The organism is Phenylobacterium sp., from assembly GCF_030645195.1.
Taxonomy (GTDB): Bacteria; Pseudomonadota; Alphaproteobacteria; order Caulobacterales; family Caulobacteraceae; genus Phenylobacterium.
The window spans coordinates 1-13,722 of the sequence record NZ_JAUSLW010000144.1; the positions used below are offsets into that span (position 1 = coordinate 1).

Consider the following 13,722-nt stretch of genomic DNA (forward strand, 5'->3'; position numbering starts at 1 on the left):
AGGTCGATGACGTTGGCCGACAGTTCGCTGGCCACGGCCTTGTCGAGATAGGTCGTGATTTCAACGTCTTCGCCGCGGGAGATGAGACCGATGTCCGGCACGCCGGCCACTTCGGTGATGAAGCGGACGCAGCGGGTGCACTGGATGCAGCGGGTCATGACCGTCTTGATCAACGGCCCCATGAACTTCTCTTCGACCGCGCGCTTGTTCTCGCCATAGCGGCTGTCGTCGCGGCCATAGCCCATGGCCTGGTCCTGCAGGTCGCACTCGCCGCCCTGGTCGCAGATCGGGCAATCCAGCGGGTGATTGATGAGCAGGAACTCCATCACCCCTTCGCGGGCCTTCTTGACCATCGGCGAGTTGGTGATGATCTCCTGGCCGTCGGAGGCCGGCAGGGCGCAGGAGGCCTGCGGCTTGGGCGGACCGGGCTTCACCTCGACCAGGCACATGCGGCAGTTGCCGGCGATGCTCAGCCGCTCGTGATAGCAGAAGCGCGGGATCTCCTCCCCGGCCAGCTCCGCCACCTGCAGAACCGTCATGCCGGGTTCGAACTCGACCTCGACACCGTTGACCTTGGCTTTAGGCATCTAGCTCACTCCGCCGCGTGCAGGGCGTGGCCCTGAACATGCGGCTTGCCCGCGCGATAACTGGTGATCCGCTCTTCGACCTCGTGGCGGAAGTTGCGGAACAGACCCTGGATGGGCCAGGCCGCGGCGTCGCCGAGGCCGCAGATGGTATGGCCCTCGACCTGGGAGGCGACGTCGAGCAGCAGGTCGATCTCGCGCATCTCGGCCTCGCCGGTGACCATCCGCTCCATCACCCGCCACATCCAGCCGGTGCCTTCGCGGCACGGGGTGCACTGGCCGCAGCTCTCATGCTTGAAGAAGCGGGAGACCCGGGCGATCACGCGGATCAGGTCGGTGTCCTCGTCGAAGAGGATCATGGTGGCCGTGCCCAGGCGCGACTGCACGCGGGGCAGGTCGTCGAAGTCCATGAGGACGGTCTCGGCCTGTTCGCGGGTGATCATCGGCATGGAGACCCCGCCGGGGATCACCGCCTTGAGCTTGCCCCAGCCGCCGCGCACGCCGCCGAAGTGCTCTTCGATCAACTGGCGCATGGGGATGGACATGGCCTCTTCGACCACGCTGGGCTTGTTCACGTGGCCCGAGGCCGCCATCAGCTTGGTGCCGGCGTTCTTCGGACGGCCGAAGCTCGAGAACCAGCCCGCGCCACGGCGCAGGATGGTGCCGACGACGGCGATGGACTCGACGTTGTTGATGGTGGTGGGGCAGCCATAGATGCCGGCGCCGGCCGGGAACGGCGGCTTCAGGCGCGGCTGGCCCTTCTTGCCCTCCAGGCTCTCCATCAGCGCGGTCTCGTCGCCGCAGATATAGGCGCCGCCCCCATGGGTGACGTGGAGGTCGAAGTCCCAGCCGTTGACGTTGTTCTTGCCGATCAGCTTGGCCGCATAGGCCTGCTTGATCGCCGCCTCCAGGCGCTCGCGCTCGGCCACGTACTCGCCGCGGATGTAGATGTAGGCGGTGTGGGCGCGGATCGCGTAGCTGGCGATCATGCAGCCCTCGATCAGCAGGTGCGGATCGTTGCGGATGATCTCGCGGTCCTTGCAGGCGCCGGGCTCGGACTCGTCGGCGTTGACCACCAGGTAGTGGGGCCGCTCGCTGAGCTGCTGCGGCATCAGGGTCCACTTGAAGCCGGTGACGAAACCGCCGCCGCCCCGGCCCCGCAGGCCGGATTCACGGATCTGCTCGCAGACCCATTCGTGGCTCTGTTCCAGCATCTCGCGCGTCGCGTTCCAGCAGCCGCGCGCCTTCGCACCTTCCAGGCCCCAGTCTTGGAGCCCGTAGATGTTGGTGAAGATGCGGTCCTTGTCTTCCAGGATGCCGACCAAGACCCCCTACACTCCCTTTTTCGCGGACCGGAAGCCCGCGATGAACCAGATCTGCGCGCCGAACCCGATCAGGAGCGCGACGGCGAAGACGTACAGCAGCCAGGTCTGGCTGAATCGAAAGGCGCAGACGATCGAGGCGATGGCCACGAAGACGCTAGCCGCGGAGACCGCGACCATGATCGTGAACCGGCGCTTGGCGATCTCCACCTCGGTCATGCGACGGGCGCCTTGCCCTTGGGGGCGGCGTTCGGCAGCTTCTTGATCGGCTTGGCGGCCGACCCGTCATAGAGCTTGGGCTCGTTGAGCGTGGTGTTGCCGCCCAGGACGGCGCTGCCTTGACGGCCGATCTCAGAGCCCGGAGGCGGCGTGCGCCCGGCGGCGAATTCGTCGAGAATCCTCTCGAAGCCCTCGACCGTCAGGTCTTCGTAATAGCGGTCGTTGATGGCGGCCATCGGCGCGTTGGAGCAGGCGCCCAGGCACTCGACCTCCTGCCAGTAGAACTTGCCGTCGGCCGAGCGGTGGCTGTCGGGACCGAAACGCTTGCGGCAAACCTCCAGCAGGCCCTCCGAGCCGCGCGACTGGCAGGCCGTGGTGCCGCAGACCTGGACGATGGCGTGGGTGCCGACCGGCTCCAGCATGAACATGGTGTAGAAGGTGGCGACCTCGTAGACACGGATGGTGGCCATCTTCAGCAGCTCGGCGACGGCGCGGATGGCGGGTTCGGAGACCCAGCCCTCCTGCTTCTGCACCAGCCACAGGACCGGGATCACCGCCGACTGCTGGCGGCCGTCCGGATATTTCGAGATCCACCACTGGGCCTGCTTCATCGTCTCCGCCGTGAAGGCGAAGCTGGCGGGCTGGTTCGGGGAAAGGCGTCGAACGCTCACGGTCAGAGCCTCACTTCACGAAGTCTATGCGGACGATCTTGGCGTCCGCGATGGTGTAGATGGCCGCGACCTCGAACTGGTCGCCGCCGGGCTTGCGAATGACCAGTTCGTGGTCGATCACCGTATTGCCGATCGTCATGCGGCCCAGCAGCTCGACCTTGTTCTCCGGGAAGTCGGCGAACACCTGGGCGTACTTGGCGCGGAAGGCGTCGATGCCCGAGATGGTCACCGCGCCGTTGAGGTCGGCGACGATCAGGTCGTCGGTGAAGAAGGAGCAATAGGCCTCAAGGTCCTGGGCGTTGTAGGCGTCCAGCTGGGCCTCGGCGACGTCGAAGGGGGTGATGCAGGCGGGCGCGCTCACCGGTCCACCTCCCCGAAGACGATATCCAGCGACCCGATGATCGCCGAGACGTCGGCCAGCATGTGGCCCTTGGCCATCCAGTCCATGGCCGCCAGGTGCGGATAGCCCGGCGCGCGGATCTTGCAGCGATAGGGTTTGTTGGTCCCGTCGCTCACCAGGAAGACGCCGAACTCGCCCTTGGGCGCCTCGACGGCGGCGTAGACCTCGCCCTCCGGGGTGCGGAAGCCCTCGGTATAGAGCTTGAAGTGGTGGATCAGGGCTTCCATGGAGCGCTTCATCTCGCCCCGGCGCGGCGGCGCGAACTTGTTGTCCTCGGTCATCACCGGACCCGGCGTTTTCCGAAGTCGTTCAACGCACTGGCGAATGATCTTCACCGATTCCCGCATCTCCTGCATGCGGCAGAGATAACGGTCGTAGCAGTCGCCGTTCAGGCCCAGCGGAATCTCGAAGTCGAAATCGTCGTAGCACTCGTAGGGCTGGTTGCGGCGCAGGTCCCAGGCGATGCCCGAGCCGCGCACCATGACGCCGGAGAAGCCCCAATCTCTGGCCTCCTGGCGGGTCACCACGCCGATATTGACGTTACGCTGCTTGAAGATGCGGTTGCCGGTGATCAGCTTGTCGATGTCGCTGAGCGGGCGGGCGAAGGCCACGGCCCAATCGTCGATGTCGTTGATCAGGGCCTCGGGCAGGTCCTGGTGGACGCCGCCGGGGCGGAAGTAGTTGGCGTGCAGGCGCGCGCCGCAGGCCCGCTCATAGAAGACCATCAGCTTCTCGCGCTCTTCGAAGCCCCACAGAGGCGGGGTGAGCGCGCCGACGTCCATGGCCTGGGTCGTGACGTTGAGCAGGTGGTTCAGGACGCGGCCGATTTCCGAATACATCACCCGGATCAGGCTGCCGCGGATCGGAACCTCCAGGCCCAGCAGCTTCTCGATGGCCAGGCAGAAGGCGTGTTCCTGGTTCATCGGCGCCACATAGTCGAGGCGGTCGAAGTACGGGATGTTCTGGAGGTAGGTGCGGTACTCCATCAGCTTCTCGGTGCCGCGATGCAGCAGGCCGATGTGCGGGTCGACCCGCTCCACGACCTCGCCGTCCAGCTCCAGGACCAGGCGCAGGACACCGTGGGCCGCGGGATGCTGCGGGCCGAAGTTGATGTTGAATTTGCGGACCGGAGTCTCGTTTTCCGAGAGCGGCTTCAGGGAGGCGTCGTCCGCCATCACTTGGCCTCCACCTTTTCGTCGCCCGGCAGGACGTAATCGGCGCCCTCCCACGGGGAGAGGAAGTCCCAGTTGCGGTACTCGACGGACTTCACCGGCTCGTAGACCACGCGCTTGAGTTCGTCGTCGTAGCGCAGCTCGACATAGCCGGTCATCGGGAAGTCCTTGCGCAGCGGATGCCCGTGGAAGCCGTAGTCGGTGAGGATGCGGCGCAGGTCGGGGTGGCCCTCGAAGAAGATCCCGTACATGTCGAAGGCCTCGCGCTCGTACCAGTCGGCGCAGGGGAAGACCCCCGTGGCGGTGGGGACGGCGGTGTCCTCGTCGGTCTGGACCTTCAGGCGGACGCGCTGGTTCTTGGTCATCGACAGCAGGTGGTAGACCACGTCGAAGCGCAGCGGGCGCTCCGGATAGTCGACGCCGCAGAGGTCGATGAGCTGGGCGAAGCCGAACTTGTCGCGCAACAGGGTGAGCGCCTGGGCCACGCGGCCGGCCGGGGCCGTCAGGGTCAGCTCGTCAAAGGCGATGGAGTAACTGGCCACCGCGCCGGCGCTGTCGGCGAGGGCCTGCTGGCCCAGGGTCTCAAGGGTTTGGGTCGTGACGGGCCAGCTCATCTTTCGATGGTCCCCGTCCGGCGGATCTTCTTCTGCAGCTGCAGCACGCCGTAGACCAGGGCCTCGGCGGTGGGCGGGCAGCCGGGAACGTAGATGTCCACCGGAACGATCCGGTCGCAGCCGCGCACCACGGAATAGCTGAAATAGTAGTAGCCGCCGCCATTGGCGCAGGAGCCCATGGAGATGACGTAGCGGGGCTCCGGCATCTGGTCGTAGACCTTGCGCAGGGCCGGGGCCATCTTGTTGCACAGGGTTCCGGCGACGATCATCACGTCGGACTGGCGCGGGCTGGCGCGCGGGGCGAAGCCGTAGCGCTCAAGGTCGTAGCGCGGCATCGAGGCGTGCATCATCTCGACGGCGCAGCAGGCCAGGCCGAAGGTCATCCACATCAGCGAGCCGGTGCGCGCCCAGGTGATCAGGTCGTCGGCGGCGGCCGTGATGAAGCCCTTGTCGGCGAGCTCGGTGGAGACGCCGTCGAAGAAGGGGTCGTGAAGCTTGGGATTATAGCCTTCGACGGTCGAGCGACCGGCCGAAAGCGCAGGCGCGGAGCCCGGGGGGACGATCACTCCCATTCCAGGGCGCCCTTCTTCCATTCATAGATGAAGCCGACGGTCAGAACGCCCAGGAAGGTCATCATCGACCAGAAGGAGAACTGGCCCAGCTCCTGCGGCAGTTTCATGAGCGAGACCGCCCACGGGAACAGGAAGGCCACTTCCAGGTCGAAGATGATGAAGAGGATCGAGACCAGGTAGAACCTGACATCGAACTTCATCCGCGCATCATCGAAGGCGTTGAAGCCGCACTCGTAGGACGAGAGCTTTTCGGGGTCCGGCGCCGAGGGGGCGAGAATCGCCGAGGCGAGGATGAAGACGACCCCCAGGGCCGCCGCGATCCCAAGGAAGATCACGATGGGGAGGTACTGAAGAAGGAACGCGTTCATGGAATCCTCGAAGGAGTCGCGCCCTTCTAGACCACGAATGGAACCGTTTCAAACGGCGCGGTGACGCTGATGTCGCACCCGCCAAAAAGACCCGCGTTCGGCCTGCGAACGCCTCGCAGGAGGCCGCGCGACCCACATCTATTCACAGGCCCTTGTGCGACGAATTCAACTCGCCCGTTGACACGATTCCGGTCGCAACCTATCAGACGCCCCTCGCGGGCCCACATGGCCCACATGCGGATGTAGCTCAGTTGGTTAGAGCGCCGGCCTGTCACGCCGGAGGTCGCGGGTTCGAGTCCCGTCATTCGCGCCACTTTCCCCAGACATCGCTGGTTTGACGCGCGCAGGGCGCTGGCGCGGCCGTGCGCCCTCCCCCGCCGGGCGAGGAAGGGCGGCGACAGATCAGTCGGTGGTGTCGTCGGTCTCGGCGCCTGGACCGTTCTTCTTCATCGACTCGATGGCGTTCTTGGCCGACGCCTTCGAGGAATAGCCCTCGGTGGAGAACATCACCTCGCCGTTGGGGGCCTTGAAGCGCACGCGGAACTCGCCCGCCTTGTCCTTGTAGATCTCGAACTTGTAGGCCATCTCGCAGCTCCGTCTGTCTCTTCGGTCCCCCGGCCCCCGAAGTTAGACCTGAGTCGCGACGCCCGCCACTCAGGCCTGGAAGGAGCCCCGGTCGTCGGAAAGCGTCCCCTGGTGGACGGCCTCGGCGATCCGCTCGGCGCGCCTGAGCGGGTCGGTCATGTTGGTGGCCTTGCGGGCCAGGACATAGGCGGCGATCAGCCGGGCCTCGTCGACCGTGGTCCAGTTGACCGGATCGTGGGCGCCGAGCTTGGCGATGGCCGCCTGCAGGGTGCCCGGCACGTGGCCCGGCCGGTTGACGTGCTCGTCCAACACCAGGGCCACCCCCTGCTCCGAGGTGAGCCAGCGGCGGACGGGAATCCCGGCGGCCTTGGCGTCGAGGAAGCGGGCCATGCGGCTGGCGGCGAAGCTGAGCTCGCAGGCGCGCATGTCGTGGTGGTGGCCAGCCCGCCAGAACCGATAGGCCCAGGCGGCGCCGCGTAGCTGGACCTTCCGCGCCGCAGTGTTCAGGACCACCCCATTCAGCACCAGGTAGCCGGTGACAGCCGTGGGGCCCGAGACCCGCACGTCCAGGCCATGGCGGCCGAAGCAGTCCTGGAAGGCGGCCGGCGACGCAGCCTTCAGCCGAGCCAGGAGCGCCGGCAGCTCACCGGGGTCGCCGGCCGGGCCGCAGGTCCACTGGAAGAGGCCAAAGGACATGTAGCTGTTGTCGTAGGAATTGACGGCCTCCAGCAGGCCCTCGTTGGCGGAGATGGCCCGGACGACGCGCACCGCCGAGGGCTTGAGGTCGGCCGGCGGCGGATTGCCCGCCAGCCAGCCGGCCAGAGAGGTCCGGCCAATGGTGTAGAAGCCGCCCTTGCTGGCCGAGGCGAAGGCCCGTCCGTCCGGGGTGATAGCCTTGCCGCCCGCCACGGTGACCGGATGGGCCGGGTCGTCGGGCATGGGCGGGGCGGCGGGCGGCGGCGCGGCCGGGGTCGGGGCGGCCACCGTCTGACTGAGATACTGGCTGGCCACCCAGCCCGTGCGCACCGGCGCCTTCAGGGTGGCGATCCGCGTCCAGCCGGCCTTGGACTCGAACATTTCGACGCCGTCGCCCTTGTCCAGGCTGCCCACCAAGGCGCCGCTGGGCGCGTCCCGCAGATTGAGGCTCTTCACCGCCACCACGCCCGCCGTCATCGCCCTGCTCCCTGATCCCTCAACACATAGTTGAACAGCGGGCCGGCGCGCGTGGCAATGGCCTAGCCTGGCGCGCGCAGCCCCCTCAGCGCCTCGCCCCACCGGGCCAGCTCGGTGAGCATGGCCACGGCGGCCTTGTCCTGCAGTTCCGGCGGCTTGAAGCCGTCCTCGCCGAGATGCTGGTTGAACATCGGCAGGGCCACGCCCTCGGGGATCGGCATGACCTTCACGCTGGTCAGCAGCAGCTTCTCCATCTGCACCGACCGCAGGCCCCCGGACGCCCCGCCATAGCTGACGAAGGCGGCGGGCTTATAGGCCCACTCATGGACCAGGTAGTTCACCGCGTTTGTGAAGGAGGGCGGCGGGCCGTAATTGTACTCCGGCGTCACGAAGACGAAGGCGTCGGCGGCCTCGACGCTGGCGCTCCAGGCCTTGGTGTGGTCGTGGGCGTAGTCGCGCAGGCGCGGATGCTTGGGCTCGTCGAAGACCGGCAGGTTGAAGTCGGCCAGGTCCACCAGCAGCGCCTCGAAGCCGGCATGGGCCTGGGCGACCTGGTGGAACCAGGCGCCGATCTTCGGTCCCTGCCGGGTCGGCCGGGTGCTGCAGATGATGGTGTGGAGCTTGAGCGGCATGAGACCTCCGGGGACGCGTGCCCCGGTGTATAGGCCCCGAGGCCCCTACCCCGCCATCTGGCGTTCCTTGGTCAAGACAAAGTCATCGGGATTGGGGGCCAGGGTGGCGCGCCAGTAGTCCACCAAGGCGAAAGGCCAGTTCTGGCTGACCCGGCCCTTCTCGTTCTTGTACCAGCTGGTGACCTGCGGGGCCCCCCAGGCCATCAGCCTGTTGCCCTCGTCGACCCGGATGTTGAAGGCGTCATGCACCTGCGCCTTGGGCTCCAGGGCCCGGGCGCCGGTCTCGGCCAGCAGCTTGAGGCAGCCGAGGATGTAGCGGACGCTGCACTCGGAGAAGAAGATGATCGAGCCGTTGACGACGATATTGGTGTTGGGCCCGTAGATCATGAAAAGGTTGGGGAAACCGGGTGTGGTCATGCCCAGATAGGCGCGCGCGTCGCCGTCCCAGGTGGCGTGCAGGTCGGCCCCGCCGCGGCCCTGGATCTTCATCGGCTGCAGGAAGCGGCTGGCGTAGAAACCGGTGCCGTAGATGATCACGTCGAACTCGCGCGCCGTTCCGTCGGCGGTGACGATACCGGTCTCGGTGATCTCGGCGAGGGGCTCGGTGACCAGCTCGACATTGGGGCGCTTCAGGGCCTCGATCCAGACGCCGTTGTCCAGCAAGGCGCGCTTGCCGCCGACCGGATAGTTGGGGATCACCTTCTCGGCGAGATCGGGCCGGTCGGCCGCCTGCATCCGCAGGGCCTCGGCCACCATGGCGCGGAACATGGCGTTGGCCTCGCTGACCGCGCCCGGATCCCCCTTCCAGTCGGGGTCGGCGCGGACGCCGGCCAGCAGGCCGTCTGTGACCATCCAGAACAGGAAGAAGCGGTACCACTTGTCGTAATTGGGGATGTGCTCCAGCAGCCAGTTCATCCCGGCCGGCACATCCTCATGATAGTGCGGGGTGGGGAAGCACCAGGGCGGGGTACGCTGGAAGACGGTCAGGCTGGCCACCTTGCCGGCGATCTCCGGCACGAACTGGAAGGCGCTGGCCCCGGTGCCGATCACCGCCACCCGCTTGCCGGTGAGGTCCACGTCGTGGCGCCACTGGGCGGAGTGGAAGGCCGGGCCCTTGAAGCGCTCGCGGCCCTTCACGTCGGGCAGGCGCGGACGGTTGAGCTGGCCCACGGCGGTGATGACGGCGTTGGCCTCCACCTGCTCGGTCCCCTTGGAAGTCTTCAGGGTCACCTTCCAGACGGCGCGGGTCTCGTCCCAGATCATCTGCTCGACGCTGGTTTCGAAGCGGACCTTTTTGCGCAGGTCGTAGCGGTCGGCGACGCCACGGAAATAGTCGAGCAGGACCGGTTGGGTTGAGAAGTGCTGGGGCCAGTTGTGGTTGGGCTCGAAGGAGTAGGAATAGATGTGGTTGGATGAGTCCACGCGGCAGCCGGGATAGGTGTTCTCCAGCCAGGTGCCGCCGACATCGGCGTTCTTCTCGACGATCTCGAAATCGACCCCGGCCTGGGTCAGGCGGATGCCGGTGAGCAGGCCCGACATGCCGGCCCCGATCACCAGGACGTGCATGCGCCGCGCGGAGTCCTTCAGGACCGGGGTGGCCCACTGCGGGTCCTTGCTGGACTGGCCGCCGATGGCCAGCTCGTCATTGAGGAAGTCGGCATAGTCCTCGGGGATGTCGGCCCCGGCCACGAAGCTCATCATCCGGCGCAGGGCGTCGGGGTCGGGCGTGATCGGCGCGGGCGAGCCCTTGGCGACCCAGTCGAGGATGGCGGCCTTGGCCTGGTTGCGGAACTTGGCCTGCTCGGCCTCGGGCACCCCGGTGTCGCCGCGGGAGAGCGGCGTATAGGTGGGCGTCCACTCCTTGCGCAGCCAGTTGATGTCGCCGGTGAGCTGCACCAGGGCGGCGGCCAGGGCCGGCTGATGCGCGGCCTCCAGCGCCTGATCGAGACCACCCAGATCGAGCTTCGCCATCGTGTCCTGCCCTGATTTATCGTTGTTCTTGCGGGCAGAATACGCCTCTTGGCGTCACGCGAAAGGGCGCCCCAACGTCACCCCCCAAGGCCTTGCGCGGCGGCGATGCGGGCGGCCAGATCCGATGGGAGAGCCCTGCCGGACGCGGCCAGGTTCTCCTCCAGGTGCCCCATCCGGGTCGTGCCGAACACCGCGCTGGCGACGCCGGGATGGGCCAGGACATAGGAAAGCGCCGCCTGGGGACCGGTCATGCCGGGCTGGCGGTGCAGGAAGCCGAACCGCCGGCCGGCGAGCACCTCGGCCCGGTGGTTCCTGGCGGCCCGCAGGGCGTACCAGATGTCGCGCGGCGCGCGCAGCTTCAGGACCTGGCCGCCAGTGTGGCCCATGGCCAGAGGCATACCCGCAAGCACCCCCTTCCCCGCCGCGGCGGCCCGCGCGATCAGCGGGCCCCGCTCCGGGCGCAGGACATTGTAGTCCACCATCACCACGTCGAAGTCCGGCAGACCGATCACGTGGTCGATGACCTGGGGGTCGAAGCTGTTGACCCCCAGGGCCTGGATCAGGCCGCGGGTCTTCAGGCCCCCCAGGACCCTACGCAGGTCGTCGGTCAGCTCGGCGATCGCCGGTCCATGCAGCTGCAGCAGCGGCAGGGTCTCCAGGCCGAGATTGCCCAGGCTACGCAGGACGCTGGCCTCCACCGCCGTCGGCGACATGTCGCGGACCACGCGCCGGCCGTCATGCCGGGTCCCGGCCTTGGTGGCGATCACCAGCCCCGACAGATCCCGTCCCCGCAGGGCGCGGCCCAGGCGGTGTTCGGCGTTCCCGCCGGAATAGCTGGCGCCGGTGTCGAGGAAGGTGACGCCGCGGTCGAGGGCGGCGTGGACCAGGGCGATCGCCTCGCCCTCGTCGAAGGCCCTCTGCCCCCACCAGCTGGCGCAGCCCAGGCCGATCTCCGAGACGGTCAGGCCGGTCTTGCCGAGGGGGCGATAGTGCATGGGACCGTCAGTCTCCGCAGGGCATCCTGCTTCGAATTCTAGGGAAGGACCTGTCCTGCGAAGCTCGCAGAGCGAAGCAGGATGGTGGGCGGCGAGGGGTTCGAACCCCCGACCCCCTGGGTGTAAACCAGGTGCTCTGACCAGCTGAGCTAGCCGCCCTTCGGAGCCGGGTTCTACCCCCGGTCCGGAAGCCCCGCAAAGGCCTCCATAGAAAAGGGGCGGCCACCTCCCCGGCGACCGCCCCGTTCCAATTGTTGCTTGCTTGAGGCGCGCTTAGTTCAGCGCGCTCTTCAGGCCCTCGCCGACCCGGAAGCGCGCGGTCTTGGACGCGGGCCGCTTCACGGTTTCGCCGGTGCGCGGATTTCGCGCGGTGCCGGCCGCCCGGTTCACCGGCACGAAACTGCCGAAACCGACGAGCCGGACTTCTTCACTGGCCTTCAGAGAGGCCGTGACGGAGTCGATGAAGGCTTCCAGCGCGTCTTTCGCCTGCGCCTTGTTGAGGCCCGCCTTTTCGGCGATCGCCGTGACGAGTTCGGCCTTGGTCATTTGGTGTCTCTCCCAGCCCGTTATAGGTCCGCGGACCCCCCGCGGTGTTCGCGAGGCTGCTTCGCGTGACGCGATTATGGCGGTCTCGCGTCAGGCGTCAAACGAAGGCGGCGCGGGAACACCCCGCGCCGCCCACTTATTTGCAGTTAATCCGCCATTCTTTGCGGTTAACCTGGGATTCAGTGCGTCAAAACAGCCTCGGGATCGCCATCATCGACCGCGAGGGGAAGGGCCGGCGTCGCCGGTTCCTTCCACTCGATGGGCACCAACGGCTTGGTCAGGGCGAGCGCCAGGACCTCATCGACCATCTTCACGGGGATGATCTCGATGGCCGACTTCACGTTGTCGGGAATATCGGCCAGGTCCTTCACGTTCTCCTGAGGGATCAGCACGGTCTTGACGCCGGAGCGCAGGGCCGCGAGCAGCTTCTCCTTCAGGCCGCCGATCGGCAGCACCCGGCCCCGCAGGGTGATCTCGCCGGTCATGGCGATATCCTTACGGATCGGGATGCCGGTCAGCACCGAGACCATGGCCACGGCCATGGCGACACCGGCCGACGGACCGTCCTTGGGCGTGGCGCCCTCGGGCACGTGCACGTGCACGTCGGTCTTGTCGAACATCGGCGGTTCCAGGCCGAAGGCGGTCGCGCGGCTGCGGACGTAGCTGGCCGCCGCCGTGATCGACTCCTTCATCACGTCCTTCAGGTTGCCCGTGATGGACATGCGGCCCTTGCCCGGCATCTTGATCGCTTCGATGGTCAGGATGTCGCCGCCGAAGTCGGTGTAGGCCAGGCCAGTGATGATGCCGACCTGATCCTCTTCGTCGGTCTCGCCGTGGTGGTACTTCTTGACCCCGGCGTACTTGGCCAGACGCGCCTCATCGATGGTGATCGAGGTGATCTTCTCACGACCCAGGTCGCGCACCGTCTTCCGCGCCAGATTCCCCAACTCCCGCTCCAGCGACCGCACGCCGGCTTCCCGGGTGTAGTAGCGGATCAGGTCGCGGATCGCCTCGTCGGGGACGATGAACTCTTGCGGCGACAGGCCGTGGTCCTTGGTCAGCTTGGGCAGCAGGTGCCGCTTGGCGATCTCCAGCTTCTCGTCCTCGGTGTAGCCGGGGATGCGGATGATCTCCATGCGGTCCAGCAGCGGCTGGGGCATGTTCAGGCTGTTGGCCGTGGTGACGAACATCACCGGCGACAGGTCGTAGTCCACCTCCAGATAGTGGTCGGCGAAGGTGGAGTTCTGGGCCGGGTCGAGGACCTCGAGCAGGGCCGAGGACGGGTCGCCGCGATAGTCGGAGCCCATCTTGTCGATCTCGTCGAGCAGGAAGAAGGCGTTGGTGGACTTGGCCTTCTTCATCGACTGGATGATCTTGCCGGGCATGGAGCCGATATAGGTCCGACGGTGACCGCGGATCTCGGCCTCGTCACGCACCCCGCCCAGGGACACACGCACGAACTCGCGGCCCGTCGCCTCGGCGATGGACTTGCCCAGCGAGGTCTTGCCCACGCCGGGCGGTCCCACCAGGCAGAGGATCGGACCCTTCAGGGCGCCGGTCCGGGCCTGGACGGCCAGGTATTCGAGGATGCGTTCCTTGACCTTCTCAAGACCGTAGTGGTCGTGCTCCAGGACGGCCTCGGCCTTCACCAGGTCGATCGGCTTGGTCTTGGCCTTGCCCCACGGAATGGACAGCAGCCAGTCGAGATAGTTCCGCACGACGGTGGATTCCGCCGACATCGGGCTCATGTTGCGCAGCTTCTTCAGCTCGGCGTCGGCCTTGGTGCGGGCCTCCTTGGAGAGCTTGGTCTTCTTGATGCGCTTCTCAAGCTCGATCAACTCGTCGCGGCTGTCGTCCTGCTCGCCCAGCTCGCGCTGGATCGCCTTCATCTGTTCGTT

The 13,722-nt window shown here is 66.9% G+C and carries 16 protein-coding genes and 2 tRNA genes; 1 reads left to right on the plus strand and 17 read right to left on the minus strand.

The window, feature by feature from the left end:
• The 9 genes from Q7T09_RS11780 to Q7T09_RS11820 form a co-directional block, all read right to left on the minus strand.
• A partial coding sequence (locus Q7T09_RS11780) for a 2Fe-2S iron-sulfur cluster-binding protein (RefSeq protein ID WP_304699877.1) occupies positions 1–587 on the minus strand: 587 nt, incomplete at its 3' end.
• Between the two features lie 5 nt (positions 588–592).
• A complete protein-coding gene (nuoF, locus tag Q7T09_RS11785; RefSeq protein ID WP_304699878.1) occupies positions 593–1,909 on the minus strand; it encodes an NADH-quinone oxidoreductase subunit NuoF in 1,317 nt (438 codons plus the stop codon).
• A gap of 6 nt (positions 1,910–1,915) precedes the next feature.
• Positions 1,916–2,125 (minus strand): hypothetical protein, encoded by a 210-nt coding sequence (locus Q7T09_RS11790; protein ID WP_304699879.1) that lies wholly within the window; start codon positions 2,123–2,125, stop codon positions 1,916–1,918.
• Positions 2,122–2,796, minus strand: coding sequence for an NADH-quinone oxidoreductase subunit NuoE (gene nuoE, locus Q7T09_RS11795; RefSeq protein ID WP_304699880.1), 675 nt, complete (start codon positions 2,794–2,796; stop codon positions 2,122–2,124). Before nuoE ends, Q7T09_RS11790 begins: the two co-directional genes overlap by 4 nt.
• A 10-nt stretch (positions 2,797–2,806) precedes the next feature.
• Complete coding sequence (locus tag Q7T09_RS11800; RefSeq protein WP_304699881.1) at positions 2,807–3,157, minus strand: nuclear transport factor 2 family protein; 351 nt, start codon at positions 3,155–3,157, stop codon at positions 2,807–2,809.
• Positions 3,154–4,371: an NADH-quinone oxidoreductase subunit D gene (locus Q7T09_RS11805; RefSeq protein ID WP_304699882.1), complete on the minus strand. Its 1,218-nt coding sequence runs from the start codon at positions 4,369–4,371 to the stop codon at positions 3,154–3,156. The genes Q7T09_RS11800 and Q7T09_RS11805 overlap by 4 nt, the downstream gene beginning before the upstream one ends.
• Entirely contained in the window at positions 4,371–4,982 is a 612-nt protein-coding gene (locus tag Q7T09_RS11810; protein WP_304699883.1) for an NADH-quinone oxidoreductase subunit C, read from the minus strand. Before Q7T09_RS11810 ends, Q7T09_RS11805 begins: the two co-directional genes overlap by 1 nt.
• Positions 4,979–5,575, minus strand: a complete 597-nt coding sequence (locus Q7T09_RS11815; protein WP_304699884.1) for an NADH-quinone oxidoreductase subunit B family protein — start codon at positions 5,573–5,575, stop codon at positions 4,979–4,981. The genes Q7T09_RS11810 and Q7T09_RS11815 overlap by 4 nt, the downstream gene beginning before the upstream one ends.
• Positions 5,545–5,922 (minus strand): NADH-quinone oxidoreductase subunit A, encoded by a 378-nt coding sequence (locus Q7T09_RS11820; protein WP_304699885.1) that lies wholly within the window; start codon positions 5,920–5,922, stop codon positions 5,545–5,547. The genes Q7T09_RS11815 and Q7T09_RS11820 overlap by 31 nt, the downstream gene beginning before the upstream one ends.
• A 236-nt stretch (positions 5,923–6,158) precedes the next feature.
• Here Q7T09_RS11820 and Q7T09_RS11825 point away from each other — a divergent pair.
• A tRNA-Asp gene (locus tag Q7T09_RS11825) sits at positions 6,159–6,235 on the plus strand.
• Between the two features lie 89 nt (positions 6,236–6,324).
• On the opposite strand, the gene Q7T09_RS11830 is transcribed toward Q7T09_RS11825, so the two are convergent.
• From Q7T09_RS11830 to lon, 8 genes are all read right to left on the minus strand, one after another.
• Positions 6,325–6,507 carry a YegP family protein gene (locus Q7T09_RS11830; RefSeq protein WP_304699886.1) on the minus strand — a complete coding sequence of 61 codons (183 nt, stop codon included), beginning with the start codon at positions 6,505–6,507 and terminating at the stop codon, positions 6,325–6,327.
• Positions 6,508–6,576: 69 nt separating this feature from the next.
• Positions 6,577–7,680 (minus strand): SH3 domain-containing protein, encoded by a 1,104-nt coding sequence (locus tag Q7T09_RS11835; protein WP_304699887.1) that lies wholly within the window; start codon positions 7,678–7,680, stop codon positions 6,577–6,579.
• A gap of 62 nt (positions 7,681–7,742) precedes the next feature.
• Positions 7,743–8,312, minus strand: a complete 570-nt coding sequence (locus Q7T09_RS11840) for an NADPH-dependent FMN reductase (RefSeq protein ID WP_304699888.1) — start codon at positions 8,310–8,312, stop codon at positions 7,743–7,745.
• A gap of 45 nt (positions 8,313–8,357) precedes the next feature.
• On the minus strand, positions 8,358–10,283 hold the full coding sequence (locus tag Q7T09_RS11845) for an NAD(P)/FAD-dependent oxidoreductase (RefSeq protein ID WP_304699889.1): 1,926 nt from the start codon (positions 10,281–10,283) through the stop codon (positions 8,358–8,360).
• A 77-nt stretch (positions 10,284–10,360) separates the two neighbouring features.
• The gene (locus Q7T09_RS11850) at positions 10,361–11,278 is read right to left on the minus strand and encodes an aldo/keto reductase (protein ID WP_304699890.1); all 918 of its coding nucleotides are present in this window, start codon (positions 11,276–11,278) and stop codon (positions 10,361–10,363) included.
• 82 nt (positions 11,279–11,360) lie between these two features.
• Positions 11,361–11,437: transfer RNA gene (locus tag Q7T09_RS11855), tRNA-Val, on the minus strand.
• A 114-nt stretch (positions 11,438–11,551) separates the two neighbouring features.
• Positions 11,552–11,824 carry an HU family DNA-binding protein gene (locus Q7T09_RS11860; protein WP_304699891.1) on the minus strand — a complete coding sequence of 91 codons (273 nt, stop codon included), beginning with the start codon at positions 11,822–11,824 and terminating at the stop codon, positions 11,552–11,554.
• A gap of 179 nt (positions 11,825–12,003) precedes the next feature.
• Positions 12,004–13,722, minus strand: a 1,719-nt coding sequence (lon, locus tag Q7T09_RS11865) for an endopeptidase La (RefSeq protein WP_304699892.1), incomplete at its 5' end; no start/stop codon positions are given.

Excerpts from the sequence above, each read along its gene's own strand:
- Q7T09_RS11790 (WP_304699879.1), bottom strand. The coding sequence starts at position 2,125 with ATGACCGAGGTGGAGATCGCCAAGCGCCGGTTCACGATCATGGTCGCG.
- Q7T09_RS11805 (WP_304699882.1), bottom strand. The coding sequence starts at position 4,371 with ATGGCGGACGACGCCTCCCTGAAGCCGCTCTCGGAAAACGAGACTCCG.
- Q7T09_RS11810 (WP_304699883.1), bottom strand. The coding sequence starts at position 4,982 with ATGAGCTGGCCCGTCACGACCCAAACCCTTGAGACCCTGGGCCAGCAG.
- Q7T09_RS11815 (WP_304699884.1), bottom strand. The coding sequence starts at position 5,575 with ATGGAAGAAGGGCGCCCTGGAATGGGAGTGATCGTCCCCCCGGGCTCC.
- Q7T09_RS11820 (WP_304699885.1), bottom strand. The coding sequence starts at position 5,922 with ATGAACGCGTTCCTTCTTCAGTACCTCCCCATCGTGATCTTCCTTGGG.
- Q7T09_RS11830 (WP_304699886.1), bottom strand. The coding sequence starts at position 6,507 with ATGGCCTACAAGTTCGAGATCTACAAGGACAAGGCGGGCGAGTTCCGC.
- Q7T09_RS11835 (WP_304699887.1), bottom strand. The coding sequence starts at position 7,680 with ATGACGGCGGGCGTGGTGGCGGTGAAGAGCCTCAATCTGCGGGACGCG.
- Q7T09_RS11840 (WP_304699888.1), bottom strand. The coding sequence starts at position 8,312 with ATGCCGCTCAAGCTCCACACCATCATCTGCAGCACCCGGCCGACCCGG.
- Q7T09_RS11845 (WP_304699889.1), bottom strand. The coding sequence starts at position 10,283 with ATGGCGAAGCTCGATCTGGGTGGTCTCGATCAGGCGCTGGAGGCCGCG.
- Q7T09_RS11850 (WP_304699890.1), bottom strand. The coding sequence starts at position 11,278 with ATGCACTATCGCCCCCTCGGCAAGACCGGCCTGACCGTCTCGGAGATC.
- Q7T09_RS11860 (WP_304699891.1), bottom strand. The coding sequence starts at position 11,824 with ATGACCAAGGCCGAACTCGTCACGGCGATCGCCGAAAAGGCGGGCCTC.